The 18748-nt window shown below is 62.9% G+C and carries 18 protein-coding genes and 1 pseudogene; 5 read left to right on the plus strand and 14 right to left on the minus strand.

The window, feature by feature from the left end:
- Positions 1–37 precede the first annotated feature (37 nt).
- Together G9U53_RS28765 and G9U53_RS28770 are read left to right on the plus strand one after the other, a co-directional pair.
- On the plus strand, positions 38–250 hold the full coding sequence (locus G9U53_RS28765; RefSeq protein WP_003942029.1) for a BldC family transcriptional regulator: 213 nt from the start codon (positions 38–40) through the stop codon (positions 248–250).
- A gap of 165 nt (positions 251–415) precedes the next feature.
- Positions 416–622: a hypothetical protein gene (locus G9U53_RS28770; protein WP_003941996.1), complete on the plus strand. Its 207-nt coding sequence runs from the start codon at positions 416–418 to the stop codon at positions 620–622.
- 25 nt (positions 623–647) lie between these two features.
- On the opposite strand, the gene G9U53_RS28775 is transcribed toward G9U53_RS28770, so the two are convergent.
- From G9U53_RS28775 to hemL, 7 genes are all read right to left on the minus strand, one after another.
- Positions 648–2273: a MinD/ParA family protein gene (locus tag G9U53_RS28775; protein WP_165639684.1), complete on the minus strand. Its 1626-nt coding sequence runs from the start codon at positions 2271–2273 to the stop codon at positions 648–650.
- A gap of 143 nt (positions 2274–2416) precedes the next feature.
- On the minus strand, positions 2417–3379 hold the full coding sequence (gene ccsB / locus G9U53_RS28780) for a c-type cytochrome biogenesis protein CcsB (protein WP_003941951.1): 963 nt from the start codon (positions 3377–3379) through the stop codon (positions 2417–2419).
- The gene (locus G9U53_RS28785) at positions 3376–5040 is read right to left on the minus strand and encodes a cytochrome c biogenesis protein ResB (RefSeq protein WP_042453041.1); all 1665 of its coding nucleotides are present in this window, start codon (positions 5038–5040) and stop codon (positions 3376–3378) included. Before G9U53_RS28785 ends, ccsB begins: the two co-directional genes overlap by 4 nt.
- Complete coding sequence (locus tag G9U53_RS28790; RefSeq protein WP_007735278.1) at positions 5037–5885, minus strand: cytochrome c biogenesis CcdA family protein; 849 nt, start codon at positions 5883–5885, stop codon at positions 5037–5039. Before G9U53_RS28790 ends, G9U53_RS28785 begins: the two co-directional genes overlap by 4 nt.
- A 2-nt stretch (positions 5886–5887) precedes the next feature.
- The gene (locus G9U53_RS28795; protein WP_003942071.1) at positions 5888–6493 is read right to left on the minus strand and encodes a TlpA disulfide reductase family protein; all 606 of its coding nucleotides are present in this window, start codon (positions 6491–6493) and stop codon (positions 5888–5890) included.
- On the minus strand, positions 6490–7149 hold the full coding sequence (locus G9U53_RS28800; protein ID WP_003941868.1) for a histidine phosphatase family protein: 660 nt from the start codon (positions 7147–7149) through the stop codon (positions 6490–6492). The genes G9U53_RS28795 and G9U53_RS28800 overlap by 4 nt, the downstream gene beginning before the upstream one ends.
- 66 nt (positions 7150–7215) lie before the next feature.
- The gene (gene hemL, locus G9U53_RS28805) at positions 7216–8541 is read right to left on the minus strand and encodes a glutamate-1-semialdehyde 2,1-aminomutase (RefSeq protein ID WP_064074192.1); all 1326 of its coding nucleotides are present in this window, start codon (positions 8539–8541) and stop codon (positions 7216–7218) included.
- A 110-nt stretch (positions 8542–8651) separates the two neighbouring features.
- Between hemL and G9U53_RS28810 the strand changes: the two genes are divergently transcribed.
- Both G9U53_RS28810 and G9U53_RS28815 read left to right on the plus strand, forming a co-directional pair.
- On the plus strand, positions 8652–8999 hold the full coding sequence (locus G9U53_RS28810; protein WP_007735283.1) for a hypothetical protein: 348 nt from the start codon (positions 8652–8654) through the stop codon (positions 8997–8999).
- 59 nt (positions 9000–9058) lie between these two features.
- The gene (locus tag G9U53_RS28815; protein WP_024487810.1) at positions 9059–10990 is read left to right on the plus strand and encodes an acyl-CoA dehydrogenase; all 1932 of its coding nucleotides are present in this window, start codon (positions 9059–9061) and stop codon (positions 10988–10990) included.
- Positions 10991–11030: 40 nt separating this feature from the next.
- On the opposite strand, the gene G9U53_RS28820 is transcribed toward G9U53_RS28815, so the two are convergent.
- Complete coding sequence (locus G9U53_RS28820; RefSeq protein ID WP_007735285.1) at positions 11031–12047, minus strand: ABC transporter permease; 1017 nt, start codon at positions 12045–12047, stop codon at positions 11031–11033.
- A gap of 131 nt (positions 12048–12178) precedes the next feature.
- Here G9U53_RS28820 and G9U53_RS28825 point away from each other — a divergent pair, with 131 nt between their 5' ends.
- Positions 12179–12739, plus strand: a complete 561-nt coding sequence (locus G9U53_RS28825) for a TetR family transcriptional regulator (RefSeq protein WP_007735287.1) — start codon at positions 12179–12181, stop codon at positions 12737–12739.
- Here G9U53_RS28825 and G9U53_RS28830 read toward each other — a convergent pair.
- The 6 genes and pseudogenes from G9U53_RS28830 to G9U53_RS28855 form a co-directional block, all read right to left on the minus strand.
- A pseudogene (locus tag G9U53_RS28830) lies at positions 12730–13605 on the minus strand (TIGR03619 family F420-dependent LLM class oxidoreductase). The gene G9U53_RS28825 and the pseudogene G9U53_RS28830 overlap by 10 nt on opposite strands.
- A complete protein-coding gene (locus G9U53_RS28835) occupies positions 13602–15260 on the minus strand; it encodes an ABC transporter substrate-binding protein (protein WP_039973476.1) in 1659 nt (552 codons plus the stop codon). The pseudogene G9U53_RS28830 and the gene G9U53_RS28835 overlap by 4 nt, the downstream one beginning before the upstream one ends.
- 24 nt (positions 15261–15284) lie before the next feature.
- Positions 15285–16346 carry a DUF1214 domain-containing protein gene (locus G9U53_RS28840; RefSeq protein ID WP_007735293.1) on the minus strand — a complete coding sequence of 354 codons (1062 nt, stop codon included), beginning with the start codon at positions 16344–16346 and terminating at the stop codon, positions 15285–15287.
- An 88-nt stretch (positions 16347–16434) separates the two neighbouring features.
- Complete coding sequence (locus tag G9U53_RS28845) at positions 16435–17580, minus strand: sulfotransferase (RefSeq protein WP_165639685.1); 1146 nt, start codon at positions 17578–17580, stop codon at positions 16435–16437.
- Positions 17581–17602: 22 nt separating this feature from the next.
- A complete protein-coding gene (locus G9U53_RS28850) occupies positions 17603–18394 on the minus strand; it encodes an SDR family oxidoreductase (RefSeq protein ID WP_165639686.1) in 792 nt (263 codons plus the stop codon).
- Positions 18388–18747 (minus strand): nuclear transport factor 2 family protein, encoded by a 360-nt coding sequence (locus G9U53_RS28855; RefSeq protein WP_042925649.1) that lies wholly within the window; start codon positions 18745–18747, stop codon positions 18388–18390. The genes G9U53_RS28850 and G9U53_RS28855 overlap by 7 nt, the downstream gene beginning before the upstream one ends.
- Position 18748 lies beyond the last annotated feature (1 nt).

Below are 18748 nucleotides of genomic sequence, written 5' to 3' on the forward strand. Positions count from 1 at the left end.
TCGTCAAACGTTCGACATCAACATGGAGGACCTCACAATGAGCGCACCAACCTTCAATACCGCCGCAGACGCACTCATGACGCCCGGACAGGTAGCGGCATTGTTTCATGTCGATCCCAAGACCGTGACCCGCTGGGCACACGCAGGACGACTGGGCTCGCTTCGCACGCCAGGAGGACATCGTCGATTCCGTGAGACCGAGGTCATGCAGCTTCTGCGCTCGCTGACCACCGAAGCAGACAACAACTGAGCAACTTCAGCTCACTTCGAAGCACTTTGCGGTACCCGAGAGATCTTGCAGTACCCGACAGATACAGCACTAGCGCACTGAGCCGAAACGCTTGTCCGCACCACTTCTGGTGAAGCGGGGCGGAGACTGAGTAGGCTCGACTTCAGTTCCCTGAGGAGGTGCGCCGTGTTGTATCTGTTGGCGTTGGTGGGTTTGGTGACATTGATCGTTCTGATGTGGAAGGCATTCGGGCCCGATCCGTCGACGCGCACCCCGGTGAGCGGTGTACGCGGGCCGGATGACGATCCCGAATTCCTGTGGAATGTGAACCAGCAAACACGACGCAAGCGCACGGAAGGTCCGGACGTACCGCCGACTGACGCGTCGACGTAGCGTCCGGGCTCACCCGGCTATCCGATTACCGCCCCGTCAACGCGAACGGGGAGGCCGGAAAGTCCTGCGCAACCACCGCAGCCAACTCCAGCACCGCTTCCCGAGTACCTGGACGCAGCCGGTCCAGATCGATTTCGGCGCCCTCTTCCAAATGCGGATCGAACGGAATCAGTTTCACCGCTCGACAGCGCTGCTCGAAGTGCTCGACGACCCGCGGCAGATCAACCTTGCCCGAGCGAGGCCGTACCGCGTTGATGACAGCTACGGACGTGGCGACCAGCCTGCTGTAACCGTGAGCGTCGAGCCAGTCAAGTGTTGCGGAGGCGCTACGTGCACCGTCGACGGAACCGGAACTGACGACGATCAACGAATCTGCACCTTCGAGAATGGCCTGCATCGCCGAGTGCATCAATCCGGTGCCGCAGTCGGTCAGAACTATGCTGTAGAACTTCTCGAGCATGTCGACCGTGCGCGTGTAGTCCCCACCGCTGAAGGCCTCTGAAACTGCTGGATCGCTGTCGGAGGCAAGCACTTCGAGCCGGTGTCGATTTTGCGATGTGTAGCCACGGACGTCGCTGTACTTCTCGATGCTGTTCTCGTCGCGCAGCAGGTTTCGCACTGTTGCCGGAGTTTCGAGCGGGATCTTCTGGCTCAGCGTTCCCCGGTCGGGGTTTGCATCGACAGCGACGACGCGATCGCCGCGGATCGAGCCGAACATCGACCCCAGTGTCGCTGTGGTCGTGGTTTTTCCGACGCCGCCTTTGAGACTGAGCACCGCAACCTTGTAGCAGCCCTGCAGCGGCTGGTTGATCTGGCGCGTCAACTCGACGAGGTGCTGCTCCTTTGCACCGTTTCCGAGGTTCACCGATCGGCCGGACAACGTGTACAGCGCCTTGCGCCAGCCGCCCACCGGGGCAGGCCGGACAGGCCGCTTGACGAGGAGCGCAGCCGAGAGATCTTGCGCAGTCATCGGGAGAGCGGACTCGAAGCGACTGTCCGGAGCCGAGGTGAGTCCGGTCTGCGGCATCGGAGCGCGAGTAGGTGGCGCCGTCGGCGGGGCCATCGGCACGGCCTGACCATTCTGGAGGGCGTGGCCGTTCTGCACCGGCGCAGCGCCGGGATGACCGAACTGCCGAATCGCGGGATTGGGCGGATGGACGCCGGGCGAAAAAGGTGCCTGCGGTTGCTGGAGCGGTCTCGCGGATGAATGCGCCGTCGGGCCGGGCTGCGAATTCTGAACAGGCTGCGAATTCTGAACAGGCTGCGGAACGCCAGTTCGTGAATCCGGAAGCGACCCTCCACGATTCGTAGGTTCGTAGGTCTGCATCGGCATCGCAGGCGAGGTCGAGAACTGGCCGTTGATCGGGCCTGGCTGCGCTGCCGGATACTGGATGACCGGAGTCTTGGGACCTGGTACCGGAGCCGCTGGGGTCGTCGTCGGCGGCGGAGCGGCGGGTGCACTGGGCGCCTGGCCGGCGACTTGCTGGAGCGGCCCGGAGTCGACCGGGGCCACGAAGAGACTACGAACGTCGCTGGGAACCGAGTCCGATGACGGCTCGGGCGCGGATGCGCGCGGCTCGCGCCGCGTCGGCTCGGCAGGGCGCACCGGCTCCCACAATCCTGCTCCGGCGTCTTCAATCTTGTCGGCCATCTCGCCGCTCCCCCTCGTCGATCCCACAGCTACCAGACAGCTAGTAATTCGCCAAGCTGCATCGTAACTGTTGCCCGCCCCTGACGTACCTACCGGTAATACCTACAGACCGGTCGGCAGCCACCCACGGTACCTCGAGAGGATCAGGTGAGTCCCGCGTAGGAGTGCAAGCCGGAGACGACCATGTTGATGATGAAGAGATTGAACAGCATCGCAACAAAACCGGCGATGTTGATCCAGGCGGCCTTCGTCTCCCGCCACCCGGACGTTGCCCTCGCATGCAGGTAGGCCGCGTAGATCACCCAGGCGATGAAGGACATCGTCTCCTTCGGATCCCAACCCCAGAAGCGTCCCCACGCAGCTTCCGCCCAGATGGCACCGAGGATGACGCCGGCGCCGAACAGCGGAAACGCGATGATCGTGCTCTTGTACGCCAAGCGGTCGAGAGTCTGGGCATCCGGCAGTCGCTCTGCGATCCGGCCACCGATACTCGTGCCTTCGTCACCGGGCGGGAACTTCAGTCGCAGCAGGAACAGAAGGCTCGCGATACCGCCGATCATGAAGATTCCGGAACCGACGCTGACGATCGTCACGTGAATCGGAAGCCAGTACGAGCGCAGCGCCGGAACCACGGGAGCCGCGTCGGCGTAAAGGACCGTGCCGGCGAGGAACATCAAGATCAGAACCGGTACCAGCAGGAAGACCCACATCGGACGGTACGCCGGCTTGATCAACAGGACGTGCCCGACCAGCAACGACGCCGCACACGCCATCGCCACGAATTCGTACATGTTGCCGAGCGGGAATCGTTCCGTCGCAAATCCGCGGAGCACGATCGACGCGATGATCAGCACCGTTCCGACGACCAGGACAGCTCGGCCCATTCCGCCGAATCGTTCCGAGAGCGACTTGCTCGGAGTCTCCGCGACCCTGCCAGGCACGGATGCGTCGACACCGCCGGCGGAGACCAGTTCCTTGTCCTGAACCGCCTTTGCTCTGGCCGACGCGTACTGCACGATGAGCAGCACAAACGCCAGCACGAGCACGGTGAAGGCGGACTTGAAGGCCCAGTCGCTGTACTGCGCGAGTGTCTCGTTCGTTGTCATCGGGCGTTCTCCTGCGCGTGCGGTTGGTTCACCGCGGTGGTCGGATTGCTTTTCAGCAAGCGGTCGGCGAGGCGGTCGAACTCGTCGCCCCAGCCTGCGTGGTCGGTGCGGGCAAGCCCACCAAGTTCTACTACAGTACGTCGTTCGTCATCTGGATAGATACGTGCCCAGACGCGGCGACGCTTGATCACGAGCGAGACGAGTAGGCCCGCCATCATGGTCAACGCCGAAACCAACACCCACACCTGAGCGGGATCGTGGGAGACCTGCAGGTTCACGAAGTCGACGGCGCCATCGAATCGCACCTGGGTTCCGTCGGCAAGCGTCGCGCTCTCCCCCGGAAACAGATTGACTCGATCCTGCTTGACCAGTCGGCCCTGATTGATCAGTTCGGTGTTGAGTTCGAACAGCGATTGCGGGTTACCGGTATCGAGTCCGGTGTCGCCCTTGTAGATGTCGATGGCGACTGCCGGATCGTTCATCGCCGGGTAGCTCGACGACAGCAGGTTGCCGTGGAACAGCGCGGTGGGCGCGAACAATCCTTCGATGGCAATCTGATTCTTCCGACGCTCGTCCGCATCGGGATACATGCCGCCCGGCGGGTCGAAGCGCATCGCACCACTGCTCAGGAACGTCGTGGCGTCGTCCGGACGCCACTGGAGCGTCTCGGTGCGGGTCTCACCGTTCGGGAACGTGACGGTGAATGTCGGCGCGTATCCGTGTCCCTGCAGGTACACACGATCGCCGGCGATCCGCAGTGGGTGGTTCACCTGGATGGTCGTGTCCCGCCAGGTATCGGACTCGAGGTCGTCGCCTGCCTGGTACGAGATGTCCGAGGTGAACATCTCGGCCTGACCGGTCTCGAGGTAGTCGGCCTGGAAATTCTTCACACGTACACACAGCGGGGTCATGCCGGTGCCGTCGAGGCTCAGACCGGCGACGAAGGAGTCGAACACTGCCGGCGAGGTCGTGCAGAACCCGGGGCCGTCGTTGGCGATGACGATACGATTGCCCTCGTAGCCGAACAACTTGCCCGCGGCGATCGCGATCAACAATCCGACCAGCGAGAGGTGGAACACGAGGTTGCCGAACTCGCGGAGGTATCCCTTCTCCGCCGAGATGGTGATCTCGCCTTCGCGTCGTGATTTCGAATCGCCGCGACGCGTTTCGACGCGCCACCCGCGCAGTTCTTTCGACACCCGGGCAGCAAGTTCGTCGGGAGTCTCGCCGTCCACGACGCTCGTGGTGTGGTGCGGCAGGCGAGCAAGATTGCGCGGCGCATTCACCGGACGGGTGCGCAGCGCCTTCGCGTGCTCCACGCAACGCGGCAGGATGCAGCCGACCAGCGAGATGAAGAGCAGTGCGTAGATCGCGGTGAACCAGAAACTGCTGAACACGTCGAACAATTCGAGGCGGTCCATCCACGGACCGAGCGTCGGACGCGCGGCGATGTAGTCGGTGACCTTGCCCTCGTTGAGGGTTCGCTGTGGCAGCAGGGCGCCGGGGATCGCAGCGAGCGCGAGGAGGAACAGCAGTACCAGCGCGGTCCGCATCGAGGTGAGCCCGCGCCAGGTGTTGCGCCCGAGTGCAACGACTCGACCGATCACCGACTGCTTCGGCAGCACGGGTTTCGGGTGGTCGTTATTGTCGTCAGCTGTCATATCGGCAGCGTCACCTCCGAGATAAATGCGTCGCGAACCCAGCCGACGAACTGGTCCCACGCGCCGGTGACGAGGGCGATTCCCACTGCCACCAACATGATTCCGCCGAAAATTTGAATGGTGCGTGCATTACGACGCAACCAGCCGACGCCGGTCAGCGCGCGCGCCGATCCCAGCGCCAAGATGATGAACGGCAGGCCGAGTCCGATGCAGTACGCGACGATCAACGTGACACCACGCGCGGCGGTCATCCCGTCGGTTCCCGCCGCCACGGACATCACGCCTGCCAATGTCGGACCGAGGCACGGCGTCCAGCCCAGAGCGAACACTCCCCCGAGCAGCGGCGCACCCACCAGTGACGACACGCGACGCGGTTCGAAACGAACGTCCTTCTGCAGCGCCGGAATCAGCCCGATGAAGACGAGACCCATCGCGATGGTGACGACACCGCCCACTCGCATCAGGACCTCGCGGTTGACGAGCAGCGTGGAGATCACGCCGAACACCGACGCGGTCGCGAGGACGAACACAACGGTGAAGCCCGCGACGAACAGTCCGGCCGCACCGGCCACCCTCAGTCGACTGCTCCGGGTGATCGTCCGCGTCTTCGCCTCTTCTGCGGTGATCGCGGGGGCGTCGGCACCGACGACGCCGGCCAGGTAGGACAGGTAGCCGGGAACGAGCGGCACGACGCACGGCGAAGCGAACGACACCAGACCGGCGAGCACACAGGCGCCGAGGGCGAGCAGAAGCGGACCGGACGACGCCGCGTTCTGAAACGCTTCGCCCACACCGGCACTCAATGTGTCGCTGCCGGCCAGCAGCGTAGTGGTCGTGGTTGTCATCTTTACTGCGCGTCTTCCTGAGCTACTCGCTGGACGACGGGCAGCAAATCCTCGGCGAGAAGTTCTTGGAGGAACACCGCGGCGACGCGATGCTGGCGGTCCAGGACGATCGTCGTCGGAATGACCGACGTGGGGTAGCCGTCACCGAGGGCGATCAGCGAACGCATCGACGGGTCGTAGATCGACGGGTACGAGACCTTGTTGTCGACCACGAAGTCCTGCGCTTTGTTCTTGGTGTCGTCGCGGACGTTGATGCCGAGGAACTGCACGCCCGAATCCTTGGTCTGCTCGTAGACCTGTTCCAGGTCGTCGGCTTCGGCACGGCACGGTCCGCACCACTGACCCCAGACGTTGAGGACGACGACCTTGCCCTCGAAGTCGTCGACACCGACCTTCTGACCTTCGTTCATCAGATCGGGCCCGGAGAGCTTGCCGATGGTGCCTCGGTCGGACGGCGGATCGTAGAAGATCTTGGTTTGTCCGCCCGGTGAGACGAAGTCGAAAGTTCCGCCCTGTGCGACGGCGTCGTCGCCGGTCGCGCAGGACGAGAGAAGAAGCATCGCCGACGCAGCGGCTGCGAATGCTGCGGCGATGCGGCGCGAAATCATGCTCCTGTCACTCTCGGGTCGGAGGCGCCGGCAGGTTCGGAGTAGACGATGTCGACCAGGGTGTCGCCTTCGTAGACCAGTGAAGTCAACGAGGCCAGTCCACACTGACGGTGACGGGGATCGTGCCAGAGACGCTCGCCCTGCAGGAATCGACGCAGAGTCCAGACCGGAAGTTGATGGCTGACGACGACGGCTTCGTGTCCGACTGCCGCGACGCGTGCGGCATTGACGGCTGCGAGCATGCGATGGGCGATCTGCAGGTAGGGCTCGCCCCAGGACGGGGTGAACGGGTCACGCAGTTTCCACCAGTGACGCGGACGCGAGAGCGCACCGTCCCCGACGGCAACCTTGAGACCCTCGAACTCGTTGCCTGCCTCGATCAGGTTTTCGTCCGTGACGATGTCGAGCTTGTGTGCCTCGGCGATCGGAGTCGCGGTCTCTTGTGCCCGCTGCAGCGGCGACGCGACCACGTGGGTGATGTCGTGATCGGCGAGCACCGACGCGACCGCACGAGCCTGAGCTTCGCCCGCCACCGACAACCGGAAACCCGGGAGCCGTCCGTAGAGGATCCCGCGCGGGTTGTGTACTTCGCCGTGGCGCAGGACGTGGACGATGGTGCGGGTGGACGTGTGGTCGGGGTGATCGGCGTCGGTCACAGTCGAGGGTCCTCGCTGAAGATGATGGATGTCGGAAGCGTGCGGGTGTTCTGGAATGGGAACTGGTCAGGGCTTGACGGCAGCAGCTGCGGCCTTGGCTGCGTGAGGCATGGCGTCGGCGATGATCGAGAAGGCTCGATCGTCGAGGGCTGCGGAGACGAACCACGCTTCGAACGCGCTCGGCGGCGGGTACACGCCGCGGGAGAGCAGTGCGTGGAAGAAGGCGGGGAATCGCCAGGTCTGCGCGGCTTTGGCTTCGTCGTAGTTGGTCACCGTGTTCTCGGTGAAGAACACGCTCACCAAGGTGCCTGCGTACTGCACTCGGTGTTCGACGCCTTCGGCGGTGAGTGCTTGGGTCATGAGGTCGCCGAGGGCGGTCGCGTTCCGGCCGAGCTTGGCGTACACCTCGGCGTCGGCGGCGCGCAGGCTCGCGAGTCCGGCGGCGACGGCTACGGGGTTACCCGAGAGGGTGCCTGCCTGGTAGACGGGACCGTCCGGTGCGAGGTGGCCCATGATGTCGGCGCGGCCGCCGAATGCTGCGGCGGGCAGGCCGCCGCTCATGACCTTGCCGAAGGTGTAGAGGTCGCCTGCGACGTTGTCGATGCCGTACCAACCCGAGGCACTGACGCGGAATCCGGTCATCACCTCGTCCATGATCAGGAGTGCGCCGTGCTCACGGGTGAGACGACGCAGACCCTCGTTGAAACCGGGAAGCGGTGCGACGGCGCCCATGTTTCCGGCGGCAGCTTCGGTGATGACACACGCGATGGCCCCGGGATTGGCCTCGAACGCCGCGGCCACCGCGTCGAGGTCGTTGTAGCGCACGACGATGGTGTCTTCGGCTTGAGCGCCGGTCACGCCGGGAGAGGTCGGCAGCCCGAACGTCGCGAGGCCGGATCCGGCGTCGGCGAGAAGGGCGTCGACGTGGCCGTGGTAGCAACCGGAGAACTTGACGATCTTGGTCCGCCCGGTGAATCCGCGGGCGAGGCGGACTGCGCTCATCGTGGCTTCGGTTCCGGAGTTGACCAGGCGAACCTTTTCCACGGGCGCGACGCGGGCGACGATTTCCTCGGCGAGAGCTACTTCGCCTTCGGTCGGCGCACCGAAGGAGAGACCTCCGAGCGCGGCTTCGCGAACGGCTTCGACGACTGCCGGGTGAGCGTGCCCAAGAATCATCGGACCCCAGGACGACACCAGGTCGACGTAGTTGTTTCCGTCGACGTCGGTGAGGGTGTAGCCGGATGCTTCGCGAATGAATCGCGGTGTTCCGCCGACCGAACCGAACGCGCGGACGGGCGAGTTGACGCCACCCGGAATCACGTTGCCGGCACGTTCGAAGAGCCGAGCGGAGTTCGTTGCATGCACGTCGGGATCACCGGAAGACACAGTCACGGCTTCCAGTGTCCCAGTTCTGTCGAATCTGACAACGACAGGGTGTAGGACTTCGGTGCTCGAGGCGAGTTTTCCGGTCGAACCGGGCCCCGCGTGAGACGATTCCGGGCATGAAGCGACTGTTGACGACGCTGATGGTCTCGGCTGCGATTCTTCTCACATCGTGTGGTTCGGACGCTTCGAACGACGACAAGGCGACAGTTTCGTCGCCGCCGAGCGCCACCGACTCGGCTCGAACCACCGCGGCGACGAGCACCGACCCCGCGTTTCTCGGCGGGTGTTCGGCGGTGTCCGTCTACGTTCAGCAGCGTGTTCAGAGCGGCGACACGTCGACCCAGACGGCGGGCGCCGACTTCCTGAAGATCGTCGAGAACGACCCTTCGTACCAGGCTATGTCCGAGAGCGAGAAGGAACTCTTCCGCCAAGGAATCGAAGCGGGTGCCGCGGGCTCCTGCTGAATGTGAGGTTGGGATCGAACCGGGTTGCCCGCGGTGCGCTACGCGCTATCGTCGGTTCCATGGCCACCACAGCGGACCACCTCAGGACAACACTCGACGGACGCTGGCGGGAGGTGCGTGAGCGCGTTCGCGGCGAATTGAACGACGAACGTTTTGCTCCGCACTACACACCCAACACCGCCATTGCGCGCTCCAAGGCTCTCGAACAGATGCGGGTCCTCGCCGATCTCGGGTACGCCGCAAACGGTTTCGCCGTCTCTCACGGCGGAACGGGCGACGCGGGTGGCGCCGTCACCAGCATCGAGATGCTCGCGATGTCCGACCTCTCACTGATGGTCAAGGCCGGCGTCCAGTGGGGTCTGTTCGGCGGCGCCATCGAAAACCTCGGCACCGAGCGTCACCACCAGGCGTACGTCAAGCCGCTGATCGATCTGGACCTGCTCGGTTGCTTTGCGATGACCGAGACCGGTCACGGCAGCGACGTCCAGGAACTCGAAACCACGGCGACCTACGACGTCGAGACGGGCGAGTTCGTCGTCAACTCCCCCACTCCGTCCTCTCGCAAGGACTACATCGGCGGCGCTGCCCAGCACGCCACCGTCGCAGCGGTGTTCGCACAGCTGATCACCGGAGGCGAAAGTCAGGGCGTCCACTGCTTTGTCGTGCCGATTCGTGACGACGCCGGCAACGACCTCCCCGGCGTCACGACGTCCGACTGCGGGCTCAAGGGTGGACTGCCCGGAGTCGACAACGGCCGCATCGTCTTCGACCAGGTCCGCATCCCGCGTGAGAATCTACTCAACCGTTACGCCGACGTCGCCGAGGACGGCACGTACAGTTCGGCGATCGAGAACCCGAACCGTCGTTTCTTCACGATGGTCGGCACACTGGTTCGTGGACGTGTCACCGTCGGTGGTTCCGCGGCAGCGGCCGCCCGCGTCGGATTGGCCATCGCCGGTCGATATGCCCTGCAGCGCAGGCAGTTCAGTGCTCCGAAGAGTGACGACGAAGTCCTGATCATGGACTACCTCGTCCACCAGAAGCGCCTGCTACCGTTGATCGCCCGCTCGTACGCTCTGCAGTTCGCACAGAACGAACTCGTAGCCGCGATGCACGACATCCAGAGCAGCGACGACCCGGATCCGCAGGAGCAGCGCGAACTCGAAGGTCGCGCCGCCGGACTCAAGGCCGCCAACACCTGGCATGCCACTCGGGCCATCCAGGAGGCACGCGAAGCCTGCGGCGGCGCAGGCTATCTCGCCGAGAACCGCCTCACCGCACTCAAGGCGGACACCGACGTCTTCACCACGTTCGAGGGTGACAACCACGTTCTGACGCAGTTGGTCGCAAAAGAACTCCTCACCTCCTACGCCGACGAAGTCCGCGGCATGAGCCCTGTCGACTGGATGCGCTTCGCCGCTACGACGGTCTCCGACGTTGTCAAGAAACGCACGGCAGCGCAGCAGATCCTGCAGACGATCGTCGACACTCGCCAGGACAACGAAGAGGACGGCAGCCTCTTCAATCGCGGCACCCAGATGAAGATGTTCGAAGACCGCGAAGAGTACCTACTCGCCACTGCGGCAAGGCGATTGCAGGCAGCGCAGAAGCGCGAGGAGAACCCGTTCGACGCGTTCAACTTCGTGCAGGACCACGTACTCAAAGCCGCTCAGGCGCACATCGAGCGCGTCATCCTGGAAGCATTCGTCGCCGGCATCGACTCGTGTGAGGACGAGACCGCAAAGGAACTCTTCGGCGAGGTGTGCGATCTCTACGCACTGTCCGTGATCGAAGAGGACAAGGCCTGGTTCATGGAGCACCGGCATCTGTCGGTGGAGCGTTCGAAGGCCGTGACGCGCGGAATCAACGAGCGTTGCCGCACCCTGCGCCCCCACGTCGAGACACTGATCGACGGGTTCGGCATTCCGGACATCCTGCTGGGGTCCGCGATGCTCGACGGACCGGGCACCGACGCGGTACGGCTGAAGTAAAGGGTTCGGGTGGGGTCGGCAATCGCCGGCCCCACCACACTCAGTGCGCTGCTGCCTTTTTCGACTGGCGAGAGGCGAGCAGTCCGGTCAGGCCGAGTGCCGCGACCAGCCAGATCCCCAGAACGAGCAGGTGCGGTCCGGCGCCGTTGCCACTGAAGTAGATGACGGAGCGGATGGGCTCCATGGCTGCCGATCCGAGCCAGAACGAATGGATGTGCTGCCAGAATCCGGGCAGGAACGACACCGGAATGGCACCACCCGAACTCGGGAAGTTGATGAAAACGAGCACCGTCAGCACCGCGAAGATCGCGGCTTGGCCGAGCAGTCGATTGAGCAGAATGCTCACCGCACCGACGGTGAACGTGTAAACCATCGAGATTCCCAGCAGTTGCAGGATCTGGCCGAATGACGCCCCGAAGGCGTGCATGAAGATGCTGGTGATGCCGAAGGCTATGAGCGGGGTGAGTATCGCCGCACCGGCCAGGATCGAATACTGCTCTCGCAACCGCATTCTCGGCGCAACCTGACTGAGCACCGTGATGGTCAGGTAGCCACCGAGGGTGCAGACGATCAGGAAGTAGAAGAGTCCGACAGTCGAGGAGTCGCGCGCCGTGACAGGCGCCGAGTCGATCACCGTGACCTGCTGCCCCGTCTGCTCCGCAACCGAATGCGCCAAGCTGCTCACCACGGAAACCGTCGAGGCGCCCGCGCCGGTGGCGATATGTGCGGTCACGGCGTCACCGATCTCGATGGCGCCGATCGCATCGCGGTTGTCGATCCGAGAGAGTGCGTCGGCGGCGTTGGCTGTGGCAACGATGTCGAACTTGTCACCCGACGAAGCCTGGATTCCGTCGATCAGCGGGGCCGTGACGGACGGCGACCCGACCACCACGATCGGTGCCTGATTCGGCGTCGGCGAATGGAAGGCGCTGACGTAGCACAAGCAGAACATGATGACGAAGAACAACGGAAATGCGAGTCCACTGCCCACCATCTTCCAATTGGTCGGCGGATCGACAACTTCTTCGCTGGGTACTCGGACGTCGGTATCTGTCATATTCCACGCTCTCTTCACTAACCGCATCTAGCTGTCAACACCGTTGACAGACTCAACAGTCAACACCGTTGACACGTTATAGTCAACGCCGTTGACAACGCGGTCGGCGAGCGAGCACAGAGGTCGATGTCGTGACACCCACGAGGCACACGCCAGAGCAGGAGCACCCCTCGACATCCGAGGCGATTCGCGCGGCGGCGTTCCAACTGTTCGGCGAGCACGGGTTCGGCGGCACGTCAGTTCGCGCCATCGCCAAAGTTGCCGGAATCGATCCGGCCCTGGTCATCCGGCATTTCGGGTCCAAAGAAGCACTGTTCCTGGAAACCACGCCGGTTGCGGACTACTTCGAAGGCCAGTTCGACGGCCCACTCGACACCCTCGGTGAGCGAATCGCCGCCTTCGTCCTGGGCAAGGCCGACGCCCGGATGCTGTCGGTGTACACAGCGCTCATGCGAGCGTCGGACAGTCCACGCATCCGGGAGCGACTCCGAGACATGACCGGAGTATTTGCCACCAATCTCGCCGCTCGTCTAGACGGCGAAGACGCGTACACCCGCGCACTCCTGGTCTCCGCCCAGGTGTCCGGGCTGTTGAGCGTCCTCAGCGACGAGAGTATCCCCCAGTCCGCAGATCGCGACGAGTTGGCAAAACTCTACGGCCGGGCGATGCAGACGCTGATCGATCAGTACTGAGCGATGACCTCCTCGGCAAACCGCCGAATGGAGTCGAGTCGTCCCTGACGATCACCGGAGTCAACTCCGTAGTGATACCAGGGCAACACTCTGATTTCCGTGACTCCGAGAGTCTCGAGTTCGCGATATCCGTCCAGATCACGAACATCCGTCGGCGAGACGTTGACGCCGAAAGGAACATCGGCACGACCGTACTCGACCCGCAATTCCGTAAGACGATCGATGGCGCAGGCTAATTCGGCTTTGGTCGTGTTCACCGACATCCAACCGTCAGCCAGCCTGGCTGCACGACGCAACCCCGGTTCGCTGTGCCCACCGATGTATATCGGAACCGGAATCTCCGGAGCAGGACTGATCATCAGAGCGTCGAAATCGTAGTGCTTGCCGTGGTATTCGACCCATTCCGGCCCACGTCCCGCACACACCGCCTTGATGATCTCGATGGCTTCGTCGGTACGCGCACCGCGGGTGCGCATCTCGGTACCGGTGAAGGTGAATTCCTCGGGAATCCAGGACAAACCGACGCCGAGAGCGACGCGGTTCCTCGACATCACGGCGATGGTCGCGACCTGCTTGGCCGTCAACAGCGGATCGCGCAGTGGAAGTTTGAACACGTTGGTGTAGAACTAAATTCGCGATGTGACGGCCGCCATCGCCGTCATGGCAATGAACGGATCAGGCATCGGCGTCTCGGGCGCCCACATCCGCTTCCCGTCAGCAGTGTACGGGTACGGCGCCGACACCTGCTCCGGATAGAACACGGAATCCGGCATCGCGATTCCGTCGAACCCCACCTCTTCGGCGACCTGCGCCAACTCGCACAGTTCCAGGGCGTCGATCATCGCACCCGCCAAGGACCACTTCATCGTTCCACCGTTTCGCCGTTGGGCGAGATCCAAGCGCCGCCCAAGAACATGATGTCGGTGATGTTGCGTACGACGCCGTGGACGTTGCCGTCCCATGCGGTCAACACCGACGCCGGCCCCCAGATCACGTAAGGCACAGTCGCGTTGGCGTACTCCTGCACCTTGCTGATCGCCTCACGGACAGCATCGTCCGTCGATGCCGTCTGCACAGCTGTGATCATCGCGTCCATCTCCGGGTCCGCGAAGCCGGACGGGTTGTTCTTCGAATCACTGGCCATACTGTTGTACAAATTGAGGTACGGCGCTTCTTCTCCGACCGGAGCGCCACCTCTGGTCATGTCGAAATCGTGGTCCTTGTATACCCGTCGAACCAGATCGGTCACATCGGTCGCGTAGTCGATGGTGACGTCGAAACCGATCGCGTTCAGCGAAGCCTGAACCGTCAGTGCCGTCGCCTGTTGGCTCGGCTCCGAGGTGGTGAGGTAGCGGAGTTTCCCGTCGTACCCGTCGGACTTCGCTTGATCGAGCAGCGCCTTTGCCTTCACCTGATCGAACGGAATGCCTGCTGTGTTGTTGTACCAACGTGACGTCTGCGGGACCAGTTCGGAACTGGCGGTGCCCAATCCGTTGTTCGCCCGGGTATTGACCGCCGCCGGATCCACCCCGTAGGCGATCGCCTGACGGACGCGAACATCGGCCCCGGGCTTGCCCTCACGGTTGTTGATCGTGCCAATCCCGTTCTGTCCGGTCGGACTGAGGTAACCCGAGTATCCGTCGTCGAGAGCTTGTTCGATCACGGCCTCGTCGCGGAGGATGTACGTCATGTCGATCTGGCCGCTCTTCAACGATTCGTACTGAGACTGCGCACCCGACGTGGGAACAAACCGCACTGTGTCCAGTGGAGGTTTACCGCCCTGATAATCCGTGCGTGCGGCGAGTACCAGTTCTTCGTGCGGGGCGAACTTGGCCAAGGTGAACGGACCCGCCCCGATCGGTGTGAACGCTCCCTCCCCGGTTCCTGAAACCGACCCTGCCTCTCCCCCTGAACTTCGCGCAACGATCATTCCGGGCCCGAGCGACAACAGCGCCGGGAATTGACGCCAGGGCCGCTCGAGCACGAATTCGACTGTGGTGGCGTCGGGCGTCTCGATCCGATCCACGATGTTGAGCCAGGTCTGCGATACATCACCCTTGCCTGCCACGAATCGATCGATACTCCACTTCACCGCTTCCGCGTCGAGCGGACTTCCGTCGCTGAAGGTGAGGCCATCAGCCAAAGTGACGGTGTACGAAGTGAAGTCGCTGTTGTTCGACAGTGTCTTCGCGAGTTGTGGCACGAAGCTCCCGTTTGTGGAGTCGCTGCGTACCAGCGTGTCGTAAATCGCGGCCATTTCGGTTCCGCCGGTCGAACCGGCTGCTTGCGTTCTCGTGGGGTCCAACGAGGAAGGGAACGAATAGGACCCGAAGGTGAGAACACCGCCGTCGATCCGCTCCCCCACATCTGGGGCGCCCACAAAACCAGCTGCGCCACTACTGCTCGGTGAAGCCGATCCCGAGTTGTCCCCACTGCTCGACGCGCAGCCGGCCAACATCAATGCACCGGCAAGCCCGAGCGCGACAAAGCGAGGGCCGAACCTAATCTTCCTGGTGTACATACGTTCCCAATCTCCGTCAGCGTGTCAGATCTTGACTACCTTCGACGTCGGGATCGGGTGCGAGTCCGCCTTGATCCAGCGCAGCGCCCATGTCCCCTCGGCATGCGAATCGGTGTCGATCCAGTTGCCATAACCCGGATCCTTCGCCGCCACGACGATTGTCATGGTGCCGTCGTCGTTGAGCTTCGCGGTGTGATTGTTGATGTAGATGTTCGTGCGGTTGTAGTCGAGGGACTCGACCCAGAAGTTCTGCAGCACGAAGTTGAAGTACTCGCAGTTCGGAACCTCGGTCTCGATGACCCACGCCTCGTCCTCGGCGAGCTTCCAGTAACCGTGGAAGTAGAAGATCGTCGGATCGCCGCCGGCGTCCTGGAAGTAGTCCTGTCCCCAGTCGAAGATCTCGTTGGTGTGCGGCTGGAATTTGCGCGACCATTCCAGGAAGGTCTCCGCCATCCCCTTCACGATCCCGACGGACTTGGTGAGACGCTCGCCGATCTCTTCCGGAGTCAACGGGACGAACTCCCCGTCCGGGTTCAGGCATTCGATGGTCAGATCACCGACAACCTCGTTGCGTCGATCCTGGTGAGTTTGCCGAACGGAGATGAGGTTGCTGTCGGGCGCCAAAGGCAGCCAAGCGCCCTCATCGGGCTTGTCGACGCTCGCGATGAACTCGAAACGGCCGTTCTCGTCGACCTCGAGGTCGTGGATATGCAGATCGCCGGTCTGCAGCATGGTGCCGTCGATGTGGTACCGATTTACGCGCGAGCCGAAGGTGATCAGCGGGACGGTGCCTCGGGTGCCGATGATCCGGTAGTTGTACTTACCGGAAATGTTGGCGCGCATGTAGACGTTGTCCGGGTTGTCGGCACCGATCTTCGTCATCATGTTCGGGTTCGGAGCCGACGAGAACTGCGGCCACCGCGGATCGGTGTACTCGACACAGTTGATCGTGCCGTACCGAAGCAACCGACTCAGGTAGCGGACGCCCTCGGCTTGAGTCAGCGGATCCTGAGGGACGATCTCGTCTTCCAGGACCTTTCCGACCTCGAGCAGATCTGCGCAGAACTTTTCCCAAACAGCATTCATGTGAATCTCCTTGTTTCGGTTGGGGCTTCGCCCTGTGCGCCTTTTTGGTAGTCGGCACTACCAAAAAGGCGCACAGGGCCGGAGGCCTTCAGGGTGTGGTGGCGAACTTCGCTTCGACGTCGGCAGCGCTCACGCCGAAATCCTCGAGCGAATAGCGATGCGACGGACGACGGTGCTCGGCAAGGCTGGCCTGATGCGACGCCTCCACCGCGGCGCGGGCGTCGTCTGTGAAGGGCAGGGCGAACTGTGCATAGATCTTCTCGACGGTGCCGACCGCATCGGCGATGAAGTCCTTGTAGTCGACGTCGATGAACTGATCGGGGTTGTAACGTCTACGGGCATTGTTGAAGTTCGCATTCCCTCGCGCCCACAACTCCAGTTGCGTGCGCCCGATGGCCGGACGATCGAAGGCCCTCGACATGTCGTGTCCGCCCTGCTCGACGAGGCTGAAGGTGGACGCCATCGATGTCAACGGGTCCCGGAAGGTCCGAACGAACAGTGCATCCGGATAGACCGACATGATCTCGTCGATCGCGAAGACATGGCTCGGGCTTTTGAGCACCCACCGTCTGTCCTGGTCGTGCAGCCCGATCAACTGCAGGTTCTTCTTGTGCCGCGCATATGTTTCGGTCCAGTCCTGCTCCGCCAGCCACCGGGTGTAACTCGGCACGTACGCCACCGTCTCGAACGCGGTCGAGAGCATCGTCTGCTGCAGCAGCCGCCAGCATTCCTCGACCTCCTCCGCCCCCATGAAATGAACCTTCATCAGGTCTGCCTCGTTACGCTGGCGAGCACGGTAGAAGGCGTCGGAGCGAACGTAATCTTCGTTCTCCGACCACGTGTCGCGCTCGGGGCGCGGCTGCGGCGTCTCGGCGAGCCACATCTCGGCGCCCTGATGCGCTGGGTCGGCACCGAGCAAGCGGTGCAGCGCGGTGCTGCCGGTGCGGGTCAACCCGACCACGAAGATCGGGCGTTCGATCGGAACATCTACGTGCTCTGGATATTTCGCGAATCCGGCCTCACTGGTCAGGCGACCCGCGAGCGCTCCGACGATCATCTTGCGAGCGATCACCTTGCCGTGAGGAGTGAGGTCGGCCTCGTTCTGGAACGACTCGAGGAGAACTCGAAGTCCTTCGAGATAGCCTTCGCTGCCGAAGTTTTCGTACCCGGCCGCCTCGCGCGCAGCCTGGTGCAGGTCATCGATGGAACCGATGCCGTCGTAATCCTGTGTCATGGCTAGTCCTTGTATGAGTTGATCAGTGGTGCGTGTGACCGCAGTTGACGTCGAGACATTGCCCTGTGATGGCCCTGGCTGAATCGGACAGGAGGAAGACGACAGCGTTTGCGATGTCATCTGGCTCCGGCAATCGGCGCAGATCGGCGCCCGCTGCGATCTCGTCGTAGATCACCTTGGGGTCGACTCCTGCCGCCGCCGCCTTCTTCTCGAACATGTTCTTGACCGAGTCCGCCCAGATATAGCCGGGAGCAACCGAATTGACTCGAACGCCCTTGGGACCGAGATCGATCGACAAACTGCGTGCCATTGCCAGGAGCCCGGATTTCATGATGCGGTAGGCCCCGAACCCGGGAAGCTGGTTGCGCAACACCATGGACGTGACCATCACGACCGACCCGTGCGACTCGATCAATGCCGGAGCAAATTCTCTGGTGACGTTCAACGCCGCGAGCAAGTTGATGTCGATGCCCGACTGGATGGACACCACGTCGGCGTCCAGGAGCGGGACCTGCGCGGGTTGAACAAATGCGTTGTTCACCAAGCAATGCACCGCACCGAACTCAGCGACAGTTGTCTCCGCCAACGAAGCGATCGAATCGACGTCGGTGAGGTTCGTCGGTACGGCCAACGCGATTCCGCCGCGGTCTCGAATCTCCCTTGCCGCCGATTCCAAGCGCTCGGGTGTGCGGGCAGCCAGAACAACCTTCGCTCCGGCCGCCGCACTCTGCAGCGCAATCGAACGACCCAGCGCCGGGCCCACTCCCGAGACGACGACGACCTTGCCTGCCAGCAGGCCCTGATGGGTCAGCACAGCGCCTGCGGATCGAGAACAACACTCAGGGAGATGATCTTGCCGTTCTCGTCGAACTCGAACACATCGGTGGCAGCGAAGTCGGGGATACCGGCGCGCTGCACCCGAAGCTGCATGGCTGCGTACTTTCCCGTCACCGAAATCGGACCGAGCAGGCTGACTGTGAAATCGACCTGCGCGTTCGCGGTATCGAATTCGCGAATCTCGTCGATTCCGCGGTAGGTCTGGACCCCCAGCGGTTCGTGTTGAACTGCGTCGAGCGCAAACAGCGCAACCAGTCCGTCGACGTCGTGACGTCCGAGACACTTGACGTAATCTTCTACGGCAGAAACTATTTCAGCCCTGTCAGGCATG

This window comes from Rhodococcus sp. D-46 (assembly GCF_011290655.1).
Taxonomy (GTDB): Bacteria; Actinomycetota; Actinomycetes; order Mycobacteriales; family Mycobacteriaceae; genus Rhodococcus_F; species Rhodococcus_F qingshengii.

What these genes read in the sequence shown, in the direction of transcription:
- G9U53_RS28840 (WP_007735293.1), bottom strand. Translation starts at nt 16,346, where the DNA reads ATGAATGCTGTTTGGGAAAAGTTCTGCGCAGATCTGCTCGAGGTCGGA.
- ccsB (WP_003941951.1), bottom strand. Translation starts at nt 3,379, where the DNA reads ATGACAACGAACGAGACACTCGCGCAGTACAGCGACTGGGCCTTCAAG.
- G9U53_RS28815 (WP_024487810.1), top strand. Translation starts at nt 9,059, where the DNA reads ATGGCCACCACAGCGGACCACCTCAGGACAACACTCGACGGACGCTGG.
- G9U53_RS28810 (WP_007735283.1), top strand. Translation starts at nt 8,652, where the DNA reads ATGAAGCGACTGTTGACGACGCTGATGGTCTCGGCTGCGATTCTTCTC.
- G9U53_RS28775 (WP_165639684.1), bottom strand. Translation starts at nt 2,273, where the DNA reads ATGGCCGACAAGATTGAAGACGCCGGAGCAGGATTGTGGGAGCCGGTG.
- G9U53_RS28820 (WP_007735285.1), bottom strand. Translation starts at nt 12,047, where the DNA reads ATGACAGATACCGACGTCCGAGTACCCAGCGAAGAAGTTGTCGATCCG.
- G9U53_RS28855 (WP_042925649.1), bottom strand. Translation starts at nt 18,747, where the DNA reads ATGCCTGACAGGGCTGAAATAGTTTCTGCCGTAGAAGATTACGTCAAG.
- G9U53_RS28845 (WP_165639685.1), bottom strand. Translation starts at nt 17,580, where the DNA reads ATGACACAGGATTACGACGGCATCGGTTCCATCGATGACCTGCACCAG.
- G9U53_RS28785 (WP_042453041.1), bottom strand. Translation starts at nt 5,040, where the DNA reads ATGACAGCTGACGACAATAACGACCACCCGAAACCCGTGCTGCCGAAG.
- G9U53_RS28765 (WP_003942029.1), top strand. Translation starts at nt 38, where the DNA reads ATGAGCGCACCAACCTTCAATACCGCCGCAGACGCACTCATGACGCCC.
- G9U53_RS28790 (WP_007735278.1), bottom strand. Translation starts at nt 5,885, where the DNA reads ATGACAACCACGACCACTACGCTGCTGGCCGGCAGCGACACATTGAGT.
- G9U53_RS28835 (WP_039973476.1), bottom strand. Translation starts at nt 15,260, where the DNA reads ATGTACACCAGGAAGATTAGGTTCGGCCCTCGCTTTGTCGCGCTCGGG.
- G9U53_RS28795 (WP_003942071.1), bottom strand. Translation starts at nt 6,493, where the DNA reads ATGATTTCGCGCCGCATCGCCGCAGCATTCGCAGCCGCTGCGTCGGCG.